Annotated in this window: 15 protein-coding genes and 1 tRNA gene; 4 read left to right on the top strand and 12 right to left on the bottom strand. The window is 72.8% G+C overall.

Annotation, left to right across the window (positions count from 1 at the left end; translation table 11 throughout):
- Positions 1-5: 5 nt before the first annotated feature.
- Together Q4C85_RS08890 and Q4C85_RS08885 are read right to left on the bottom strand one after the other, a co-directional pair.
- Positions 6-1,682, bottom strand: coding sequence for an NAD(P)/FAD-dependent oxidoreductase (locus Q4C85_RS08890; protein WP_303141402.1), 1,677 nt, complete (start codon positions 1,680-1,682; stop codon positions 6-8).
- Positions 1,679-3,025: a uroporphyrinogen decarboxylase gene (locus Q4C85_RS08885; RefSeq protein ID WP_303141401.1), complete on the bottom strand. Its 1,347-nt coding sequence runs from the start codon at positions 3,023-3,025 to the stop codon at positions 1,679-1,681. The genes Q4C85_RS08890 and Q4C85_RS08885 overlap by 4 nt, the downstream gene beginning before the upstream one ends.
- Positions 3,026-3,279: 254 nt before the next feature.
- Here Q4C85_RS08885 and Q4C85_RS08880 point away from each other — a divergent pair, with 254 nt between their 5' ends.
- The 3 genes from Q4C85_RS08880 (at position 3,280) to hemQ (ending at position 6,972) form a co-directional block, all read left to right on the top strand.
- On the top strand, positions 3,280-4,701 hold the full coding sequence (locus tag Q4C85_RS08880; protein ID WP_303141400.1) for a glutamyl-tRNA reductase: 1,422 nt from the start codon (positions 3,280-3,282) through the stop codon (positions 4,699-4,701).
- Entirely contained in the window at positions 4,698-6,020 is a 1,323-nt protein-coding gene (locus Q4C85_RS08875) for a ferrochelatase (RefSeq protein WP_303141398.1), read from the top strand. The genes Q4C85_RS08880 and Q4C85_RS08875 overlap by 4 nt, the downstream gene beginning before the upstream one ends.
- A gap of 154 nt (positions 6,021-6,174) precedes the next feature.
- A complete protein-coding gene (gene hemQ / locus Q4C85_RS08870; RefSeq protein ID WP_303141396.1) occupies positions 6,175-6,972 on the top strand; it encodes a hydrogen peroxide-dependent heme synthase in 798 nt (265 codons plus the stop codon).
- 188 nt (positions 6,973-7,160) lie between these two features.
- Here the strand turns inward: hemQ and Q4C85_RS08865 are convergent, their stop codons facing one another.
- The 7 genes from Q4C85_RS08865 to Q4C85_RS08835 all read right to left on the bottom strand — a co-directional run bounded on the left by Q4C85_RS08865 (position 7,161) and on the right by Q4C85_RS08835 (position 15,281).
- Positions 7,161-7,736: a NifU family protein gene (locus tag Q4C85_RS08865; protein WP_303141394.1), complete on the bottom strand. Its 576-nt coding sequence runs from the start codon at positions 7,734-7,736 to the stop codon at positions 7,161-7,163.
- Between the two features lie 3 nt (positions 7,737-7,739).
- The gene (locus Q4C85_RS08860; RefSeq protein WP_303141393.1) at positions 7,740-9,911 is read right to left on the bottom strand and encodes a ferrous iron transporter B; all 2,172 of its coding nucleotides are present in this window, start codon (positions 9,909-9,911) and stop codon (positions 7,740-7,742) included.
- The gene (locus Q4C85_RS08855; protein ID WP_303141392.1) at positions 9,908-10,189 is read right to left on the bottom strand and encodes a FeoA family protein; all 282 of its coding nucleotides are present in this window, start codon (positions 10,187-10,189) and stop codon (positions 9,908-9,910) included. Before Q4C85_RS08855 ends, Q4C85_RS08860 begins: the two co-directional genes overlap by 4 nt.
- A 366-nt stretch (positions 10,190-10,555) precedes the next feature.
- Positions 10,556-11,050, bottom strand: coding sequence for an NUDIX domain-containing protein (locus Q4C85_RS08850; RefSeq protein ID WP_303141390.1), 495 nt, complete (start codon positions 11,048-11,050; stop codon positions 10,556-10,558).
- 358 nt (positions 11,051-11,408) lie between these two features.
- Positions 11,409-12,230 (bottom strand): type 1 glutamine amidotransferase, encoded by an 822-nt coding sequence (locus tag Q4C85_RS08845; protein WP_303141388.1) that lies wholly within the window; start codon positions 12,228-12,230, stop codon positions 11,409-11,411.
- Positions 12,227-13,573 carry a Mur ligase family protein gene (locus Q4C85_RS08840; RefSeq protein WP_303141387.1) on the bottom strand — a complete coding sequence of 449 codons (1,347 nt, stop codon included), beginning with the start codon at positions 13,571-13,573 and terminating at the stop codon, positions 12,227-12,229. The genes Q4C85_RS08845 and Q4C85_RS08840 overlap by 4 nt, the downstream gene beginning before the upstream one ends.
- A 151-nt stretch (positions 13,574-13,724) precedes the next feature.
- The gene (locus Q4C85_RS08835) at positions 13,725-15,281 is read right to left on the bottom strand and encodes a YegS/Rv2252/BmrU family lipid kinase (protein WP_303141386.1); all 1,557 of its coding nucleotides are present in this window, start codon (positions 15,279-15,281) and stop codon (positions 13,725-13,727) included.
- A 1,114-nt stretch (positions 15,282-16,395) separates the two neighbouring features.
- On the opposite strand from Q4C85_RS08835, the gene Q4C85_RS08830 reads away from it, so the two are divergent.
- Positions 16,396-16,623, top strand: coding sequence for an AlpA family transcriptional regulator (locus Q4C85_RS08830; RefSeq protein WP_303141384.1), 228 nt, complete (start codon positions 16,396-16,398; stop codon positions 16,621-16,623).
- Between the two features lie 442 nt (positions 16,624-17,065).
- Here Q4C85_RS08830 and Q4C85_RS08825 read toward each other — a convergent pair.
- From Q4C85_RS08825 to Q4C85_RS08815, 3 genes are all read right to left on the bottom strand, one after another.
- Positions 17,066-17,139: transfer RNA gene (locus tag Q4C85_RS08825), tRNA-Pro, on the bottom strand.
- A 115-nt stretch (positions 17,140-17,254) separates the two neighbouring features.
- On the bottom strand, positions 17,255-18,307 hold the full coding sequence (locus tag Q4C85_RS08820; RefSeq protein WP_303141382.1) for a metallophosphoesterase: 1,053 nt from the start codon (positions 18,305-18,307) through the stop codon (positions 17,255-17,257).
- Between the two features lies 1 nt (position 18,308).
- Complete coding sequence (locus Q4C85_RS08815; RefSeq protein ID WP_303141381.1) at positions 18,309-20,606, bottom strand: transglycosylase domain-containing protein; 2,298 nt, start codon at positions 20,604-20,606, stop codon at positions 18,309-18,311.
- Positions 20,607-20,778: the final 172 nt, after the last annotated feature.

Here is a 20,778-nt window from a genome sequence, read left to right as displayed (position 1 = left end):
CTGTGTCAGCCTACCGGCGCCCCGGGGGCGGCGGTCAGTGCGGCGGCCCGCCTGCGGGCGTGGGTCAGCACCGCAGCGATCCCGGTGCCGGCCACCCACTCGCCGGTCACCGCCAGCCCCGGCACGGCTGCGACCGCGGACTCGAGGCGATCGAGGCCCTCGCGGCGCTCAGGGGTGGCCGGCGGCGGCCTGCCCTGCCAGATGACGCGCGTGGAGTCGATGACCTCATGCGCTGCGATCCGCACCCCCGTGAGCTTGTCAATGTCGGCCAGGGCCCGTGGCAGGTCGACAGGTGGCGCTCCGGCCCTGCCTGCCGCGCCCGCAGCGGCGCCGGCCCGCCCGTAGGACAGGCGCAGGGCGTGGACGTGCTCGCCGTGGGCCTCGCGCAGCGCCTGGGCGATCCACGGCCACTTGACCGACAGGTGGGTCAGCGCGGTGACCGCCGCCCGGTCCGGGTCGGCTGTCGGGGAGCCCCGGCGCCCATCGGCCACGAGCGCGCCCGGCCCCAGGGGCGCGTCGTCCAGTCCGGCGGCCCGCGCCACGACGATGAGGCGGGACACTGGCGTTCCCGCCCTGGCTGCGACCCCGGGGTCGAGGTCGACCACACCGGTCAGCAGCCGCAGCGCCTCGGCCATCGGGCAGGCCAGGACCACCGCGCCGGCGCTGACCGCGCGCCGGGGGGCCTCCTCCGCCGTGGGCGCCAGGCCCAGCGACCAGGAGTCCCCGCCCCCGCGGCGCAGCCACTGCACCGTGGTGCCGGTGGACACCCGCCCGCCCGCGGCCTCCACGGCGCGACGCAGCTCCTCGGCGAGGCGGAACATCCCGCCGCGCGGGGCCAGGGCCGCGGCCCCGCCGCCGCGGCGGGACCGGGTCGCGACGAGCTCGGCGACCGCCGCCTGGAGCGAGCCCAGGCGCGCGGTGGCCTCCCGCAGCCCCGGTGCGACGGCCTGGGTCGCCAGGACCGAGGCCGGCGAGCCGTGGATGCCCGTGACGATCGGGTCGACGAGCCGCTCAACGACCCCGGGCCCCATGCGTGCGCCGACGAAGGAGGCCAGGTCGGCCGGGTCGTGGGGGCCGGTGCCGACCTCGCCGGGCAGCTGTGCGTCCTGGGCGGCCCGGCGTGCGGCCTCCTGACCAATGATCGACACGACGTCCTCGGCCAGGGGGGCTGCCGGGATGCCGAGGTAGGAGTCGCGCGGGAAGGGGTGGGACCGCCAGCCCCGCTCGGGCGCCCCCGGCTCGGGCACCAGCAGGCAGGACCGGCCCCCCGCCGGTGCGAGGAGCTCGAGGCCGAGGTCGTCGACGGCCTGGGTGACTGCTTCCCCCCGCAGGACCAGGGACTCGGCGCCGAGGTCGACCCGCACTCCCGCGACGGTCCCGGCGCGCAGAAGCCCGCCGACCTCGGGACCGGCCTCGACCAGCAGGGGCCGCATGCCCGCGCGGGTCAGCTCCCAGGCGGCCGACAACCCGGCCGCCCCCGCGCCGACGACGACCGCGTCCCAGGCGCCCGGCCCCGACCCGGCCCGGTCGACCAGTGAGCCCGACCCCGACCCGGCCCGGTCGACCAGTGAGCCCGACACAGACTCGGCCTGGTCGGCCTGATCGGCCACAGCCCCGGCCACCGACCCTCCCGGGCCGGAGTGGTCGCCGGCCCCGCCGTGGCGAGCCTGCCGCCCGCTCACGCCGCGTCCTCCAGGTCCCGCCAGTCGTCCCACGACTCCCACCCGTCGACGGCCGTGCGCTCCCACCCCGGCGAGCCGTGCACCCGTGCCACGATCCGGGTCAGGACGTCCGGATCGGTTGACGGCGGCACCCCATGGCCGAGGTTGACCACGTGCCCCGGCGCGCGCCGCCCGGCCTCGAGGCAGGCGTCGACGGCCTCGCCCAGCACCTCCCACGGCGCGGCCAGGAGCGCGGGGTCGATGTTGCCCTGGACGGGGCAGGGACCCTCGGAGTCCTGGCTGAGGGCGGTGATCGCCTCGACCAGGTCGGTGCGGTTGTCGATCCCGACGGCCTGCGCGCCGGCCCGGCGCATCTCGGGCAGGATCCGCGCCGTCCCCGTGCCGAAGTGGATGACCGGCGCCGGCCTGCCGGTTGTGGGCGACATGGCCCGGCTCACGATCCGCAGGGTGAGGGCCGAGTAGGGCAGGACGCGCTCGCGGTAGTCCGCGGGCGACAGGGATCCGGCCCAGGAGTCGAAGAGCTGGACGGCGCTGGCGCCCGCGTGCACCTGGGCGGTCATGAAGGCCGCCGTCGTCCTCGCGCACCAGGTCATGAGCGCGTCCCAGGCGGCGGGGTCGGAGTGCATGAGCGTGCGCGCCGCCAGGTGGTCCCGGCTCGGCCGGCCCTCGACGAGGTAGGCGGCCAGGGTGAAGGGGGCGCCGCCGAAGCCGATGAGCGGGGTCCAGCCGGCGTCGCCACGGGACTCCCGGGCGCCCGCGAGCCGGCGCTCGGCGAAGGCGGGGTGCTCCTGCCCTGACCTGCCCGCGCCCCAGACCCCTGCGCCGGCGGCCCCCGGGCGTGGGGGGGCGGCCGGGGAGCCGAGCTCGTCGACCACCATCGACACGGCATCGCCGATGGCCTGGGCGCCCAGGGCCCCGGCCTCGTCGTCGCCGAAGGAGCGGGCCGTCAGCCCGGCCACCTCCCTGCCGCCACGGACCGGCTCGGCGATGACCGGCCCCGTGCCCGGCTCGATCCGCACCCCCACCCCGGCCAGCCGCAGCGGCACGACGATGTCGGAGAAGAGGACCGCGGCGTCGACGCCGTGGCGGTGGACGGGCTGGACCGTGGCCTGGGCGGCCAGCGCCGGGGTCAGGCAGGCGTCGAGCATGGAGACCCCCGCCCGCCGGCGCAGCGCCCTGTACTCGGGCAGCGAGCGCCCCGCCTGACGCATGAACCACACCGGCGTACGCCGGGGGCGGCGCCCGGCGAGGGCCTCGAGCAGCGCCGGCGCGGGCGGGTCCTGCCGGCTCGGGGCGTTCCGGCCAGTGTCCGGGCGCGGGTGCCTCCGGTTGTCGTCGATCATCGCGAATGCTCCTCATGTGCGTGCGACGCGCATTCCGTGCGTCGCACCGCGTGCAACCCCGTGCTATCGAGGACGCCGCTGTGCGCAGGCTTGGAAAAACCTGGTGGAATGCGGTGTTTGAGGCGATGGGAAGGTGATCGGAATAACAATGTTCCGCTTCCCGTCGCTTTTTCTGATGACGCGTCGTAATAAACTTCCGATGGGCTCATGCGCATTATGCCTCATTCGGTGGGCTGTGATTGACTGAGCCGGTTATGACGCTTCATCTGTTGTCCTGCGACCACCGGACGCATGGCCTGGACACCGTCGCGCGCCTGGGATCGGCCGCCGCGTCCTGCGCTCCCGACCTGCTCCGGGAGGTTGCGGGCCTGCGCGGCGCCCTGGTCCTGCGCACGTGCAACCGGCTGGCCCTCCTCCTCGACGCCCCGGACGGGGTGCCCGTCGAGGCCCTGCGCGAGGGGGTCGAGGACGTCCTCCTCTGCCGCCCAAGCGCCTCCGGCGGCCCGCTCGCCCCAGAGCCCGACGACGCCCGAGGACCCGGCGCGCTGGGCGGGGCGGCTGGGGAGCGGGTGCGTCTGCGCACCTGGTCGGGCACGCAGGCCCACCGCGAGCTCTTCGCCACCGCGGCGGGCCTGGAGTCGATGGTCGTCGGGGAGCGGGAGATCGCCGGCCAACTGCGCCGGGCCCTGGCTGTGGCCGCCCAGGAGGGGACCGTGACGGGGGGCATCGCCCGCGCCGTCGAGCACGCCTCCTCGGCCTCCCGGCGCGTGGCCCGCGAGACCGGGTTGGCGGGCGCGGGACGGTCGGTCGTCGACGTCGGCATCGCCCTGGCCTCCCCCTACCTGCCCGCCCTGCCCGACACGCGCGTCCTCGTGGCGGGCACCGGCGCATACGCCGGCGCCACGGTGTCCTCCCTGCGCAGGCACGGGGTCACCGACATCCGTGTCCACTCCCGCTCGGCGCGCGCCGAGTCCTTCGCCCGCAAGCGGGGGCTGCGGGCGGTCGCCCTTGAGGAGCTCCCCGGCGCCCTGGGTCAGGCCGATCTCGTCGTCACCTGCCGCGGCCTGGACGCCCCCGTGCTCAGCCGCGAGCTCGTCGCCGGCGTCCTGGCGGACCGGCCGCCGGCACGCGGGGACCTCGTCGTGCTCGACCTGGCCCTGACCCGCGATGTCGAGGAGTCGGCCGGGGACCTGCCCGGCATCGTGCTCATCGACCTGCCCGCCGTGCAGCGGGGCGTGCCCGAGGCGCAGGCCTCCCAGGTCGAGGCGGCGCGCGCGATCCTCGACGAGGAGCTCGAGCTCTACGAGCGGGTGCTCTCGGGGCGGCGGATGGACCCGGTCGTGCGCACCCTGCGCTCCCACGTCGAGGGCGTCGTCGAGGAGGAGATCGCCCGCCTGCCGGTCGACGGCCTCGTCGAGGTCGACGAGGCCGCGCGGGCCCTGCGCCGGGTGGCGGCGCGTCTGCTCCACCTGCCCACCGTCGCCGCCCGGACGGCGGGCGAGCAGGGGAGGGCCCAGGCCTATCTCGACGCCCTCGAGCTCGTCGTCGGATCGAGCGCGGCGGCGGCCCTCCACCACGAGGCGGCGCGACCCGACCCGCTGGGAACCGACTCCGGGCCGACCCGGCGCGCCCGGGCCGGCCATGGTGCCGCGACGGCCGGGACGGAGGGGGCGTGAACGACCCGCTGGCGCCCTACGACGCCATCCTCATCCTGTCCTACGGGGGGCCGGACGGGCCCGAGGCCGTCCTGCCCTTCATGCGCAACGCCACCGCGGGGCGGGGCGTACCGGACTCCCGCCTCGTCGAGGTCTCCGGGCACTACCGGCGCTTCGGTGGCGTCTCGCCGATCAACGCCCGCAACGCCGAGCTGCGCCGCGCCCTGCGGGCCGAGCTGGTCACCCGGGGCTCCCGGCTGCCGATCGTCGTGGGCAACCGCAACTGGCACCCCTTCGTCTCCGAGGCCCTGCGCTCCCTGGCCGACAGGGGAGCCCGCCGGGTCCTGGCGATGACGACGGCGGCCTACGCCTCCTACTCCGGCTGCCGGCAGTACCACGAGGACCTCGCGGGGGCCCTGGCCCTGCTGGCGGCCGGCGCTGACGGCCGGACCGGGCGCGGTCCCGAGGCCGACGCCGCCGCCCGCGTCGGCGGCCCCGGCGGCCCGCCCGTCGAACTCCTCGTCGACAAGACCAGGCCGCCCTTCAACACTCCCGGGATGCTCCAGGCCAACGCCGAGGCGATCGCCGAGGCCTTCGCCGCGCTCATGGCCCAGGGGGTCCAGGCCCGGGAGATCCGGCTCGTGTGCGTCACCCACTCCATCCCCGAGGCGATGGAGCGCCTCTCGTCGCCCGCTCCGGGAAGCAGCGGGACCTCGCCGGCCCTGCACGGCGGGGAGCCGGCCGCCCCGCAGGGCAGGCCGGCGCCGCCCGGGGAAGCCTACCGGCCCGACCCGGCGGCCTGCCCGGGCCTGGCCGTGGACCTGAGCACCGAGGTCTCCTATGTGACCCAGCACGAGCAGCTCATCGCCGCCCTCCTGCCGGTCCTCACCGAGATCCTCGGCCTGGCGGAGCCCCCCGCGACCGATCTCGTCTACTGCTCCCGCTCCGGCCCCCCGCAGGCCAGGTGGCTCGAGCCCGACGTCAACGACCACCTCACCGCCCTGGCGGCCGGAGAGCTGACCGACGGCCGACGGGTGTCCGTGCCCACCGGCGTCGTCCTGGCCCCCATCGGCTTCATCTCCGACCACATGGAGGTCGTCTTCGACCTCGACACCGAGGCCGCGGGCACGGCCGCCTCCCTCGGCCTGCCCTGCCACCGGGCCGCCACCGCCGGCACGCACCCCGCCTTCGTCGCCTCCCTGGCCGACCTGCTCCTCGAGCGGGCGGCCGCGGCCAGGGGCGAGGCAGTGACACCGGTGTCGACCACCGGCACCGGCCCCTTCCACACCGTCTGCCCACCGGGCTGCTGCCGGCCCGCCCCAGCACGCCCGCGGCACTGAGGCCGCGCACTGAGATGGCAGCACAGAGGCTGTGGCACCGAGGCCGCGGGCAGACACGGCGGCTGAGCGAGGCGGCGGCCCCGCCACCACCCACGACCTCCGGAACACCGACCGCAACGAACCTACCGAAACACGGCAGACAAGGAGCCGCATCATGACCGGAACGAAAGAGACGACGGGCACGGCCGGCGCGCCCGGCGGGCTGCACCGCTTCGAGGACGAGGAGCGCCGCCCGCACCGCGACCCGCGCGATGCCGTCGACGTCGACTTCGACGCCATCAACACGGGCACCCACTACGCCCTCTACGCCGTCCTGCGCCTGTCCTCGGCCCTGCCGGGCCGGGCCGAGGACAGGGACGCGCTCGTCGACGAGGCGGTCCGGGCGGTCGACGGCACCGGCGTGACCACCCGCGGCTGGTACGACGTTGCGGGTCTGCGCGCCGACGCCGACCTCATGGTCTGGTGGCTGGCCGAGGACCCGCTCGTGCTCCAGGAGGCCTTCCACCGCCTGCGGGCCTCGGCGCTGGGGCGCCACCTCGAGCCGGTGTGGTCCTGCATGGGCCTGCACACCCCGGCTGAGTTCAACCCCCGGCACGTCCCCGCCTGCCTGGCCGGGGTCGCCCCGCGCGACTGGTGCATGGTCTACCCCTTCGTGCGGTCCTACGAGTGGTACCTCCTCGACGCCCAGGAGCGCTCGCGGATCATGGCCGAGCACGGCCGCCACGGCTTCACCGCCTACCCCGACGTCAAGGGCTCGACCCTGGCCACCTTCGGGCTGAGCGACTACGAGTGGATCCTCGCCTTCGAGGCCGACTCCCTCGACCGGCTCGAAGGGGTCATCCACCACCAGCGCTACACCGAGGCGCGCCTCCACGTCCGCACTGACGTGCCCTTCTACACCGGGTGCAGGGTCGACCTGCACCAGTGGGCCGAGCGCCAGCCACAGGTCTGAGCCGTGGGGCGATGCTGCGGCGCCCGGGCCGGTGTCGGCGCGGGCGCCGCAGCATGACCGCGAGACGACACCGGCCGGGATCGGGGCCGGTACGGCCGGCGCCGTGGCGGCCCGCCCTCAGCCGACGACGGGTCAGCCACCGGTCGGTCTGTCGACCAGCAGCGGCCGCCGACATGAACGGCCCGCCCTCAGCCGACGGATACCGGTGGCCCGAGACTCGAGGCCGCCGCGCCGGCATGCTGGCGCACCTCGACCAGCCAGGGGCAGCGGCGTCGCAGGAGGTGGGCGAAACGGGCCTGCATCGTGACGACCGCTGCCGGGCAGTCGTGGCAGGCGCCCTCGAGCGCCACCTCGACGACGCCGTCGCGCACCTCGACGACGGTGAAGGACCCGCCGTGGCTCGCTGCCAGCTCACCCACGGTCCCCTGGGCGATCTGGCGGGCGGCCGCCGCCAGGACGTCGTCGGGCCCGGCCCCGACCGCCCCCGGGCCAGGGCTCCAGCCCTCGGGCAGGCTGAGGGCCTCGAGCAGGGCGCTGCGCACCCGGGGCCCTTGCCCCGACCACGTGTGGCCGTCGGCCAGGACCGTGAGCACCGCATCGGGCGCCACCTCGACCGACAGGAGGGTGCCGTCCTCGAGCAGTGCCTGGAGCGGGGCGGGGGCGCGCCCCACCGTCCCGGTGAAGGGAAGCAGGCCATCGGGCACCACCCACCTCAGGCTCGCCGGATCCGGTGTCGACACCGGGTGCATGGGGACGGGGCGCACGGCTCAGACCAGGGCGTCGACGACGGCGCGCACCGCGGCAGCCGCCACCCAGGCCAGGACGAAGAGGTAGGTGTAGGCGACCACGGGCCACTTCCACGTTCCGGTCTCGCGGCGGATCACCCCGGCCGTGGCCATGCACTGCATGGCGAAGACGAAGAAGGCGAGGACCGCGGCGATGGTCGCCGGGTTGAACAGGGGATCACCGGCCCGGTTGGTCAGCGTGTCCTCCTGGTAGGTCATCGCCGCCAGCTCGGCCGCCGGCTCCTCCGGGTCGCCCGCGGCCGCGATCTGGCCGAGAGTCGCCACGAAGGTCTCGCGCGCGGCCAGGGATGACAGGACGGCGACGTTGATCCGCCACTCGAAGCCCAGGGGCTCGAAGACCGGCTGGACGGCGCGGCCGATGGAGGCGGCCCACGAGTGGTCCATGATGTAGCCGGTGCGCTGGGCGTCGTAGAGGGTGGCGAGCTCCTCGGCGTCGGTGACCATGCCTCCGTCCAGGCCGACGACGGTCGAGGAGGCCGGATCCTCCACGGCCTGTGCAATCGAGGCGCACTCGGTGTCGGCGGCGCAGAAGGCGTCGAAGTCGGCCTGTGAGCGCGCCGGGACGTTGAGCAGCGCCCACACGACGATCGTGGCTACGAGGATGATCGTGCCGGCGTCCTTGAGGAAGCCCTTGCAGGCGTCCCACACCATCATCGCCACGGTGCGTGCGCGCGGCAGGCGGTAGGGGGGCATCTCCATGTAGAAGGGCAGGAGGATCCCGCCGCGGCCGGTCAGCCGCTTGACGATCCAGGCGGCGCCCACCGCTGAGCAGGCGCCCGTCAGGTACAGGACGAACATGATCGTGCCGCGCGCACCGAAGGGGCCGACGCGGGTGTCCTCGTCGACGAGCAGCGAGATCATGATGATGTAGACCGGCAGGCGGGCCGAGCAGGTCATCAGGGGTGCGGCGAGCATCGTGGCCAGGCGGTCCTTGGCGCTAGGCAGGGTGCGGGTGGCCATGATCCCGGGGATCGCGCAGGCGAAGGACGACAGCAGCGCGACGAAGGCCCTTCCCTCCAGGCCCGCCTTGCCCATGACCCGGTCCATGAGGAAGGCGGCGCGGGACATGTAACCCACGCCCTCCATGACGGCGATGAGCAGGAACATGATGGCGATCTGGGGCAGGAACACGAGGACGCCGCCGACGCCGCCGATGATGCCGTCGGCCAGGAGCCCCGCCAGCAGGGGGGCGGGCTCGTCGAGCCAGGTGTGGACGGCGTCCCCGAGCAGGCCGAAGAAGGACTCGATCGCGTCCTGGAAGGGGGCCGCCCAGGTGAAGATCGCCTGGAAGAAGACGAACATGGCGGCCAGGAAGGTGAGCGTGCCCAGCACGGGGTGCAGCAGAACGCGGTCGATGGCCGTGGTGACCGAGTCGCGCTCCGGGGGCTCGTAGTCCGCCGCGGCGAGGATCGACTCTGTCCAGCTGAGGCGCTCGGCGCCGTCGGTGGGCGGGGGCACGGGCACGCGCGACCAGTCCTGCCAGGAGCCCAGGGCGGCGCGCAGCTGGGGGATGCCGGTGCGACGGTTGCCGATGACCCGCACCGTGGGCACGCCGAGGGCGGTACTGAGGGCCTCGACGTCGAGCCGTCCGCCGCGGCGGACCAGCTCGTCGGTCATCGTCACCGCCAGGCAGGTCGGCAGCCCTAGGGCGAGGGTCTGGGCCACGAAGCCCAGGGAGCGCGACAGGGTCGTGGCGTCGACGACGACGACGAGGGCGTCGGGGGGCTCGATTTGCTGGGCCGAGCCGGTGAGCACATCGTGGACGACCTGCTCGTCGGGGCTCATGGGCTCCAGGGAGTAGGCGCCGGGCAGGTCCTCGACCGTGATCCGGCGGGACTGTCCCCCGGCCTCGTCGGCGCTCAGAGCGCAGGTTCCCATCGCTCGCGAGACGGTGACACCCGGGTAGTTGCCGGTTTTGGCGCGCAGGCCGGTCAGGGCGTTGTAGATGGAGGTCTTGCCGGAGTTGGGGGCGCCGGCCAGGGCGATCCGCTCGGCGCCGGGGTGGACCGGGCCCGAGGCCTGGCCGCAGTGGCATGAGCCCCCCTCCTCGTGACAGGTGCTGTGGGCGGCGCCGGTGTGGTGCTCCGGCGGAGCGCTCACCGCGGGCACGGCGGTTCCGGGTTCGGTGCTCATGCGACCACCTCGACCAGGACGAGGTCGGCCTCCTGACGGCGGAGGCCCAACTCGTAGTCGGCCACCCGGTAGATGGTGGGGTCGCCCAGTGGGGCCCGGCGGATGACCTCGATAGTCCGCCCGGGATCCAGACCCAGGTCCACCAGGCGGCGTGCGAGCCCGGTGCCGCGGGCGGTCGAGATCGAGCAGATGCGTGCACGTGCCCCCCTGCGCAGGGCGGACAGCTCGGTGACGGTGTCGTTGACCGCCGTGGCGGTCTGCTCCACTGCGGTGGTCACGGGGCTCCTCGGGTCGGTCGTGCTCGGTGGCGCGAGGCTTGGCTGGAATGGTTGCGAACCGATCACGGCTCGCGTCAAGATCAGGATAGCCTTAGTTCACTTATTGGCAAAAGCGGCGGGTGGCGCCGCACCACTCGGGTGTGCCGCGACCGCTCGCCGGGCGCGGCGGTCGCCGGGCCGCCCAGGCAGCCCAGGCGCGCGCCTGGGGGCCGCTCCTCGCGCGCGGCGGCCCCGCCGGCCCACTGGTCGCCGTTCGCTCTTTCCTGCCGGTCCGACGTCACGCCGGGCTGCCCCGGTGGCGCCGGTCCGCAGGCGGTCGTCGGCCCGGGTCGGCTGCGGTTCGGCTGCGGTGGTCCGGGGGAGGTCTCAGCGCACGAAGCGTGCCGCGCGGACCGGGTCGGCGAGCCAGTCCAGGGCGGCCTCGATGCGCGGGGGCGTCGTCGTCACGAGGGGCTCGGGCAGGTCGGTGAGCGCGAACCAGCCCACCGCGGTGGACTCCTCGTCCCCGACGTGGGCCCGGGCCGCGGCCTCGGGGCGGGCGCGCGCCACGAAGGTCGTGTCCATGAACACGCAGCGGTCGCCGTTGGGGAAGGTGAGGGGCTTCTCCGCGAGTACACGGCACACCCCGAGGATGTCCGGGTCGACGCCGGTCTCCTCGATGCACTCGCGCAGCGCCGCGGCTGCGGGCTGCTCACCCGGCTCCGGGATGCCCGAGATGACGCCCCATCGGCCGTTGTCCGCCCTTCTGCCAAGGAGCACCCGGTCGGTCTCGTCGAGGACGACGATGCTGACCCCGGGGAGCCACAGTTGGTCGCGACCGATCTTGGAGCGCAGGGACACGATGAAGTCGGGGATCGGCATGCAGTCAGCGTAGATGATCCCCGCGCCGTCGGCGCCTCCCACCCACCCCACCGACCTCTCTGCCGCCCCTCACCGCCGAGATCGGTAGATATGACACCTCGAGATCGGGGCTGAGAGACTGAGCCTTGCTCACCAGGCCCTCGGCCGCCGTGTTCGTACCTTGTGCCTCCAGACCGGAGGTTGATGGTGCGACTTGGGCACGCAAGGTACGAACGCGACGTCGTACGAACCGGCCCCGATGACGTGCAGACCCCCCGGGAACCATCCGTCCCGGGGGGTCTGCACGTCGTGCCAGATGCGGCGAACTCGAGGTGCCATATGTCCCGATCTCGAGGTGTCATATGTCCCGATCTCGCGGTTAGCGGGGGCGGGACATGGCGACGGCGCGCGCCTTGTCCGCCCAGGCGTCGACCGGGTCCTCGAGGGGAGCCGGGTCCCAGGCGCCGCCCGCGTGCTCGACCGCCCGGGCCAGCAGCCAGTCGGCGACCACCGGGTTCTTGGGCAGCAGGGAGCCGTGCAGATAGGTCCCGATGAGGTGGTGGACCCGCGCGCCCTCGGTGGAGTCGGTGCCGTTGTTGCCGTTGCCGCTCAGCACCCGGCCGAAGGGCTTGGCTCCCGGGCCCAGCGTCGTCAGCCCCGAGTGGTTCTCGTAGCCGACCACCTGACCAAGGGCGCCCGCATCGAGGGTGATGTTGCCGATGAGGCGACCGTCGCCCGCCACGGTCTCGGCGTCGATGACACCGATGCCGGGGATCACCGAGCCCGTGCCGGTGGCGAAGCGGTGCCCGAAGAGCTGGTAGAGGCCGCAGATGACGAGCATGGGCACGCCGTCGGCGGCCCAGGCCCGCAGCTCGCCGGCGCGGGAGCTGAGGTCGTCCTTGATCCGGCTCTGCCCCGAGTCCTGACCGCCGCCGCCCACGACGAGGTGGACGTCCCGGGGCAGCTCGTCACCGGGGTCATAGGACAGGAGCTCGACGTCGTAGCCCTGCCACTGCGCGCGCCGTACCAGGACGAGGGTGTTGCCCCAGTCCCCATAGATGTTCATGTCGCGCGGGTAGAGTTGGAGGACCCGCAGCCTCCCGCGTGCCGGGCCCTGGGTCGTGTGCTCCCACACGCCCCCATGCGTCTGACCGGTGCCGCCTGCGCCGCCCGTGCCGCCCGTGCCGTTCGTGCTGCTCATGCCATGGCCTCCTCGACGTCGGTGATCTGCCCCAGCCGTGCGCGCAGGGCCAGCATCGCGGTGTAGGTGGTGAACACGCGCATCGGGCGGCCCCGGCCGTCGTCGGCCGCGGCGGCGGCCGCCCGCAGCAGCTCGAGAGCCGCGTCCAGGTCCGGCTCGACGGCCCCGACCGGGACCTCCTCATAGCGCAGGCGCAGGGCCATGTCCCAGGCGCGCACACCGGTGACCACGGCCACGCCGTCGCGCAGCCCGGTGAAGTCGACGTCCCAGAGCCAGGACATGTCCCGTCCGTCGGCGTACTCGTCGTTGATGGCGATCATGACGACCTCGTCGGCGGTGGCTGTCGCCGCCGAGAGCAGGCTCATGCGGAATCCGGCGGGGTTCTTGACCAGGGCGAGCTGGATGCGGCGCCCGTCGAGCTCGAGGACCTCACCGCGGCCGAAAGCCGCCTCGACCGCGCTCAGAGTGGTCAGGAGCCGGGGCAGGTCGGCGCGGTCGCCGAGCACCTCGAGGCACAGGCCCAGCGCGGCGCAGGCGTTGAGCATGTTGTGGATCCCGGGGATGGCGAAGTCGATCGTGTGGGCCTGGCCGTCCACGGTGACGACGGCCCGCTGGTCCTCGATGGACTCCAGGAGCACCCGGGGGGCAGGGCAGGACTCGGGGCGGGGGGCCCGGGACCCCGTGTGACCAGTGCGCAGGTCGTCGTCGGACAGGAACAGCGAGCGCAGCTCCTCGCCGGCGCCGAAGGATGCGCTGCGGGCCGTCAGGCCGGTCAGGAAGTGGTCCGCGGCCAGGCGGGGGTCATCGGCGTTGACGACGACGACCCCGGTCGTGGCGGCGGCGACCTGGCGCAGGAGGGAGGCGGTGTAGTCGATCTCCCCGAAACGGTCGAGCTGGTCGCGCATGACGTTGAGCAGGAGGGCGGCGCGCGGTCGGACGAGCTCGACGAAGCGCACCGCGTGGGCCTCGTCGAGCTCCAGGACGGCGATGTCGGCGTCCAGGCGGCCGCCAGCGTCGACCTCGGTGAGCAGGGAGGCCAGCACGCCGCGCACGAAGTTGGACCCGGAGCGGTTGGTGAGCACTCGCAGGCCCTGGTCCCGCAGGAGCTGAACGACCATCTTCGTTGTGGTCGTCTTGCCGTTGGTTCCCGACACGACGATGACACCGTGGGGCAGCTGGCCGAGGGTGCGGGCCAGGAACCCCGGGTCGGTGCGCTCGACGACGAGGCCCGGCAGGGCGGTGCCACCCGAGCCCCCTCCGCGCAGGCGTGCCGCGGTGCGGGCGGCCCGGCCCAGGGCGATGGTCACGCGCGATCGCAGCGAGGCGGCGGGGGACAGGTCCATCAGTGGGGCTCCTGCGGGTCGACGACGGGGCGGCGTCAGTCTAGAGGAGCCCGTGACCCGGGGTGTCCGGGGCGTCTCCGGCGGGAGTCGGGCGGGACGGCGTGACTGCACGAGTCCGGTCCCGGGCAGGAGGGGGCGCGCGGGACCGGCCTCAGGCGTCGGGGGCGATGACACGCAGGGCCCCGGGCTCGACCTCCACTGTCAGGGACCGGGTGGTGCCGGCGGTGTCGCCGTCGAGTTCGAAGGGCACCGGCTCGTCGGTCTCGATGTGCAACCGGGCGGCTGAGAAGGTGGCGAAGCCCTCCATGTCCTTGCCGGTGAGGATCTGGGCACCCAGCCGGGCCCAGTCGATGACCTTGTCCGGGCTGGCGAGCATGAGGTCGATCCGGCCGTCGGAGGGCGAGGCCTGGGGGAAGAGCGTCATTCCTGCCGTGATCGTGCCCACGTTGCCCACAAGGACCATGACGACGTCCTGCTCGGTGGGCTCGCCGTCGTCGAGGGTGACCGTGGCCGGGAAGGGGTTGGGCACGGCGTTCTGGACGGCGGCCACGGCGTAGGCTCCCGCACGGATGACCTTTTTGAGCCCGTCGTTGGTTGCGTCCATGATCTGCGCGTCCAGGCCCAGCCCCGCCATGACGACGAAGCGCTCGTCGGCGTCGTCGGTGCGGGCGCGCACGACGTCGATGCTGCGGGCGGCGCCGGTCAGGGCCAGGCGCAGGGCGTCGTCGATGTCGAGGGGGATCCCGAGGTTACGGGCCAGGAGGTTGCCCGTGCCCGAGGGCAGGAGGGCCATCGGAGTGCCGGTGCCAGACAGCTCTGCAGACACGGCCCGTACAGTCCCGTCGCCCCCCGCGACCAGGACGACGTCGACCCCCGTGTCCAGTGCGCGGCGTGCGGCCTCATGGCCCGGGTCGTCCGGCGTGGTCTCCAACCACACGGTGGGCTGCCAGCCGGCGGCGAGAACCTCGGACTCGACGCGTCGGCGCAGCAGTGACAGGTCGTCGAACTTCGTGGGGTTGAAGACGATGGCTGCGCGTTTGTCGATGTCGCCCTCGGGCAGGCCCAGACGGGCCCAGTTGGACAGGATGGTGTCCACCCCGCCGACGAGCAGCGCGAGGTTGGCCACCGCCGCTCCCAGGAGGAGGCCGCCGATGACATCGGAGACGTAGGTCAGGCCCATCGTCCACTGGCAGACGGCGGTCAGCGTGACGGCGGTCGTGGCGAGGATCGCGGACCGGGCCATCGAGGACCCGGGGCGCCGGTGGGCCCGGGCGAGGGTCATGAGCACCCAGGCCCCGACAGTCACAGCCGTGACATGGCTGGCAGGGTAGGCACCGCCGACGTGGGAGATCGAGTCGGCGAAGGCCGTCGGCGGGCGGGGCCGGTCGATCCAGAAGGCGAGCAGTCCCTGCAGGGGGATTGCCAGCGCCGCGACCCCCAGGGCCACCGCCAGGCGGCGCATCCTGCGTTGGAAGGACAGATAGGCAGCCACGCCGATCGCCGGGAAGATGACGAAGGGGTGGGTGAGCAGCGAGAACGCCTCGGAGATCTGCCCCGGGGCCGAGCGCGGATCCAGCAGCGGCGGGCGCAGGTGGGTATCCAGAGTGCGGGCCCCGTCGGTGATGACCAGCACGGTCCAGACGACGAACAGCACCGACATGATCGGGAAAAGGCTGAGCTCGAGGCGGTGCAGGTGCGTGATGCGCATGTGTCTCCTCCGGGGGCCGGACGCCCCGATCCTATGCGCTGGAGGTCGGCACGGCGGTGCGGCAGGCGGGACCGGAGGGCGGAGAAGTCTGCACGGCGGGTATCGACGGGCAGGTGGGGCCCGGTGGTGGGCGGGCATGTCAGGCGGGACCTCGTGCCCTGCCCGAGATCGGGAGACATGGCACCTCGAGGTCGAGAGATGTGGCACCTCGAGATCGGTACATATGGCGCGGCCGGGCGCAGGCCCGACGGTTACGTCCATGGGTCTGGTGTGGGCAGCACGTGGACCCACACCGGGAACCCGGCGAGAATCGGTGACAGCCTGGACATTGCCCCAAAGGCCTTGCGCACGACACGCGTACCACTGGTGGTAGCCGGTGCCCGGGCGCCGGGGAGGGATCGTTACCTCACCCCCATGGTCGGGTGATGCACATAACAGTGGAGTGGTGGGTGGGATGTGTCGAGGGGGAACCGCGGAATCCCGCCGAATTCCTCCGCCGGCCATGGCTGCCGCGGCGGCGGTGGAGCCCAAAAATGTGCATCGAGGTGCCCGGTGCACATTTCAACGTGCGCCGGCTGCTACAAAACGATCATAAAACAGCGGGTTCTCAAGGATCCACCCCCACCGTCACGGGGTGATCATGTGCAAGGCACCCCTTCAGGCCCGCACCAGCACACCCGCCCGGGCGCCCCGGTGCGCATGACGGCGCCCGGTGGCGGTCATCTGGGCCGGCCACCACCCGCACGGCCCGACAGATCAAGGACACCGTGACCGCCCGCGCCGCCGCCCCGCCGCCAGCCACAACCCCACCCAGGCACCCGCCCTCCGCAAGCCCTCCGGCCTGAACCGATAACTGGATTGTCCTGGGTGTGGTGGAGGGTATGAGTCCACGGAGGGGTGGGGATCATGGCAGCACCGAGGAAGTGTCGAGGAGCTTAAGGAGCGAGTGGTCCGGTTGTGCCTGGAGGCGTTGAGGGCCCCTGAGCGCGCCGAGTGAACCTGTTTGCCGCGAACCGGACCGGTTTCCTGGGCTGCGCCGACCGCCTCCACAGGTGTTCCGACCACTACCGGGACATGACTCTTGCGTATGCGATCCTCGTGGGTAGGGGTGGCGATGACAGACAGCACGCAGATGGAGCGCCGGGAGAACATGCTTACCGTCAAGGAGCTGGCGGTGATGCTCTCGCTGTCGTCCCGGACGCTCGACAACTGGCGCTCCACCATCCGCGGTCCCGCCTACGTCCGGCTCAAGGGTGCGGTCCGCTCCCGTGTGAGCGATGTCGTCGCCTGGCTCGAGAGGCAACGGGTTCAGACCCTGGAGTCTGTGGGGCGCGGCCGGTGACCACCGGTGAGGTGCTGTCCCGGGTACGGGCGCTCGTGGGGATCGGCGGGGAACGAGAGGCCGACGCCGTCAGGCGGCGGGGTGTCCTGGTCTGTGAGGTAGGCCTCGAGGGCCGGATGACGGCACTGGCGGCGGTGGTGCTGTGCGACTTGGTGTAGGCGTCAAGGGCGGTGTTGGTGTGCTCGGGCGGGCGGACCTGGCGGGGGCGGGTGCCCGGCGATCGTGTTGTGGGTCATCGTTCCAACGAAAAGTGGCTGCCGTCTCAGACGGCAGCCACATGCTGACGGGTGTTCGGCCCGGGGGGCCTGCAACCCCTTCCTCCTCCGACGCCTCACGAGCAAGCTCGCGGGCGTCCTCGTCGTCGGGGTGTTCGGCCCGGGGGGGGCCTGCAACCCCTTCCTCCTCCGACGCCTCACGAGCAAGCTCGCGGGCGTCCTCGTCGTCGGGGTGGCGGGATTTGAACCCACGACCTCTTCGTCCCGAACGAAGCGCGCTACCAAACTGCGCCACACCCCGTGTGCAGCGCAGACACTATATCCATCGGCAGGTGGGGGAGGGAAATCGCCTTGCTGAGTCCTGCGTCACGTCCGCCCGAAGGGAGGTTGCGCCGCGCCTCCGGCGCACCGGCGGCTTAGGAGGCGGGCAGCAGCGTGAGCAGCGTGGCCTCGGGTCGGCAGGCGACGCGGACCGGGGTGTACGGGCTCGTGCCCAGGCCCGCGGAGACGTGCAGGTACATGTCCTGGGTGTCGCTGTCGCCTGTTCCCGGCCGGCCCGCACCGCCCCGGCTGCCGCTGGCACCCACGCGGTCACCTGTGGCACCCTCGTGGTCGCCGACGGCCGGCACGGGCCACCTCGACAGCCCGGAGGCGCGGCCGCGGTCCAGGTCGCAGTTGGTGACGAGGGCGCCGGCACCGGGCAGGCACAGCTGGCCGCCGTGGGTGTGCCCGGCCATGGCAAAGCCGACCCCCTCGGCCGCCATGGCGTCCAGGACCCGCCGGTAGGGGGCGTGAAGAAGACCCAGCCGCAGCGGCTCGCCGTCGCTGCCGAGCACCGCAGGTGCGGAGGATTCCGCCGGCGTTGGGCTGACCTGCGGTGCCGGGTAGACGTCGCGGTCGGCGTGGGGGTCATCGACGCCGACCAGGGCGATGCGGCGTCCACCGACCTCGAGCGAGCCGCGCGCATTGGTCAGGTCGACCCAGCCGCCGTCGGCCTGGAGGTTACGCAACTCCTCCCAGGGCAGCTCCTCGATCGCCGCCTCCCGCGCGGGGTCGTTCGCCGTGCGCGGGTCGCGCAGCAGGTAGCGCGTCGGCAGCTTGAAGACCGTCGTGCGGTAGTCGTGGTCGCCCAGGACGAAGGCGCCCGGCAGGCCCGTGAAGGGCTCCAGGGCGTGGCGCAGGGGCTCCAGCCCGGAGGCGAAGGACAGGTTGTCGCCGGTGTTGACGACGACGTCGGGGCGCAGACGGGCAAGATCGCGCACCCAGGCCACCCTGGCCTCGGTGCGGTCGGTGAGGTGGAGGTCGGACAGGTGCAGGATGGTCAGCGGCTGCTCACCGCGGGCCAGGACCGGCACGTCGACGCGCCGCAGAACCGGCCATCGGGCCTCCAGCAGGGCGTAACCGAGCAGTCCCGCCCCGGCCAGGCCGACCGTGCCCAGCGCGGTCGGCACCGTCAGGCGTGGCGCCATCTCAGTCGTCCTCCGTGATGGCCTGCTCCTCGGGCGCCCTGGCGCCCTCCTGCTCCTCAACGACCACCGGCTCCTCGGGCTGCGCGGGCTCCTGCGCCTCCTGTGTCGCCTGACCGTCAGAGGTGTTCCCCTCCCGGTTGGACTGGAAGGATGTGGAGGACGATGACGAGGAGGAGGACGACGATGAGCCGGCGCCCAGGCTCACCTGGGGGAAGCCCTCGACCGCCGCCGAGCCGAGGGCGGCGTCCATGTACATCTTCCACAGGGGGGCCGGAGCGTCCGAGCCGTACATCGTGGAGTAGTAGCGCCCGCCGATCCACTGGTCGTCCATCGGCGAGTAGCCCTCGGAGTGGCCGAGCCACACCGCTGCGGCCAGCTGCGGAGTGTAGCCGACGAACCAGGCGTTGTCCATCCTCTCCGTCGTCCCGGTCTTGCCCGCTGCGGGGCGTCCGCCGGCAAGGATGGCGTTGCGTCCGGTGCCTTGGGAGGTGAGCACCTGTTGGAGCGTGGCCGTTGTGCGGTTGGCCGCGGTGGCATCCATCGCCTGGGTGCACTCGGCCGAGGGCACGGGCATCTCGTTGCCGTCGGTGTCGACGATCTTGTCGATGGCGATCGGCTTGCAGTACAGGCCGCTGGCGGCGAAGGTCGCGTAGGCGTTGGCCATCTGCAGGGGCGTGACCTCCTGGGATCCCAGTGCGATCGAGGGCGAGGGGGACAGGGCCTCACCGCCGTTGTTGGTCACCCCCATCTTGGCGGCCAGCCCCGTGATGTCGCAGATGTCGAGCTTGGAGGTCATCCTGGCGTAACCGACGTTGATCGACATGGCGGTGTTCTGGATGACGTTGTGCGTCCCGCCCTCGGAGGAGTTGGCGTTGCCGACCTTCCAGGAGTCGGCCTTGGACGGGTCGCACGAGATCGTCCAGGTCGAGGCCGGGAAGGTGGTGGGGTCGGTGTTCATCGTCTCGTAGCCTGATCGCCCCGAGGCGTACCACTGGGCCAGGACGAAGGCCTTGAAGGTCGATCCGGGCTGGAAGCCGCTCGTGCCGTCACTGTTCTCCATGCCGCCGTGGGAGGCGTCGACGTTGAGGGAGATCTGCGTCGTCGAGGAGTCCCCGGAGGTCGCCTCGCCGTAGGTGGTGTTCTGGCTCAGTGCCAGGATCCTGCCGGTCCCCGGTTCGACCGAGGCCAGCGCGGCCTTGACCCCGGAGGCGTCGCCCGTGGGCACGTACTCCTGGACGGCGGCGTCCGCCGCCGCCTGCTTGTCCAGGTCGATCGTGGTCGTGATGTCGAGCCCTCCGCGCAGGAGCAGCTGGCGGCGCTCGGCCTCCGAGGCGCCGTAGAGCTCGGAGTTCTCGATCTCAGAGACGACGTACTCGCAGAAGTAGGCCGCGCTCCCGGCCGCGGCGCAGCCGCCGGGAGTCGAGGTGATCCGGAGCATGTCGGAGATCTGGGTCGCCAGGCCCGCCTGGTAGTCCTCCTCGGTGATGAACTGCTCCTCGTACATCTTCTTGAGGACCCAGTCCATCCGGGACTTGGCTTTGTCCGGGTAGGTCTCCGGGTCGTAGGCGCCCGGGGCGTTGGTGATGCCGGCCAGCAGGGCCGCCTCGGGGATCGTCAGCTCGGCGGCCGAGTGCGAGAAGTAGTAGCGCGAGGAGGCCTCGACGCCGTAGGTCGAGGGGCCGAAGGCGGCGATGTTGAGGTAGCCCTCGAGGACCTGCTGCTTGGTGTACTTCTGCTCCAGGGTCAGGGCGTACTTGATCTCGCGGAGCTTGCGGGCGACGGTGGGAGCCTTCGCCGCGGCGATCGCGGCGGAGTCGTCGCTGCGCAGGCCGGCCTCGATGAGCACGTTGCGCACGTACTGCTGGGTCAGGGTTGAGGCGCCCTGGGTGTCACCGGAGTTGGCGTTGGACACGACGGCGCGCACGATGCCCGCCGGGTCGACCCCCTTGTGCTGGTAGAAGCGCTGGTCCTCCACCGCGATGATCGCGTTCTGGATGTTGACCGACATCTCCGACAGTGGCACCACGATGCGGTTCTCGGCATAGAACTGGGTGATCTGCTGCCCGTTGGAGGCGCGGATCACCGAGATCTCGGAGGGTTCGAGGACGTTGAAGTCGTCGGGCAGCTCGTCGAACAGCTGCGCGGAGGCGTTGGTCAGCGCCGAGGCGGCGCCCACGAAGGGCATCGCGAAGCCCGCGGTGAGCAGGCCGCCGGCGCTCGACAGCAGCAGGAAGACCAGCAGCATCGAGACGACCTGGGCGGGTGACAGTGACCGGCCGCGGGGAGGAGACGTCGACATGGTCACCACGATACGGCCTGACGCCCGGTTGGCGCTGTGGGCCACGACGCCCTCAATGGGCCTGCCGGTGCGCGCGGGGGCGCTGCGCTGAGCGCTGAACCTGGGACGTAGATCCCAGGCTGGACCGGCGGCCGCGCCGTGCCGGGCTTTGGTCGCACCTGCAGCGCCGCGG

This window comes from Actinomyces sp. (genome assembly GCF_030524025.1).
Lineage (GTDB): Bacteria > Actinomycetota > Actinomycetes > Actinomycetales > Actinomycetaceae > Actinomyces.
This window is presented reverse-complemented; position numbering and strand designations above follow the sequence as displayed.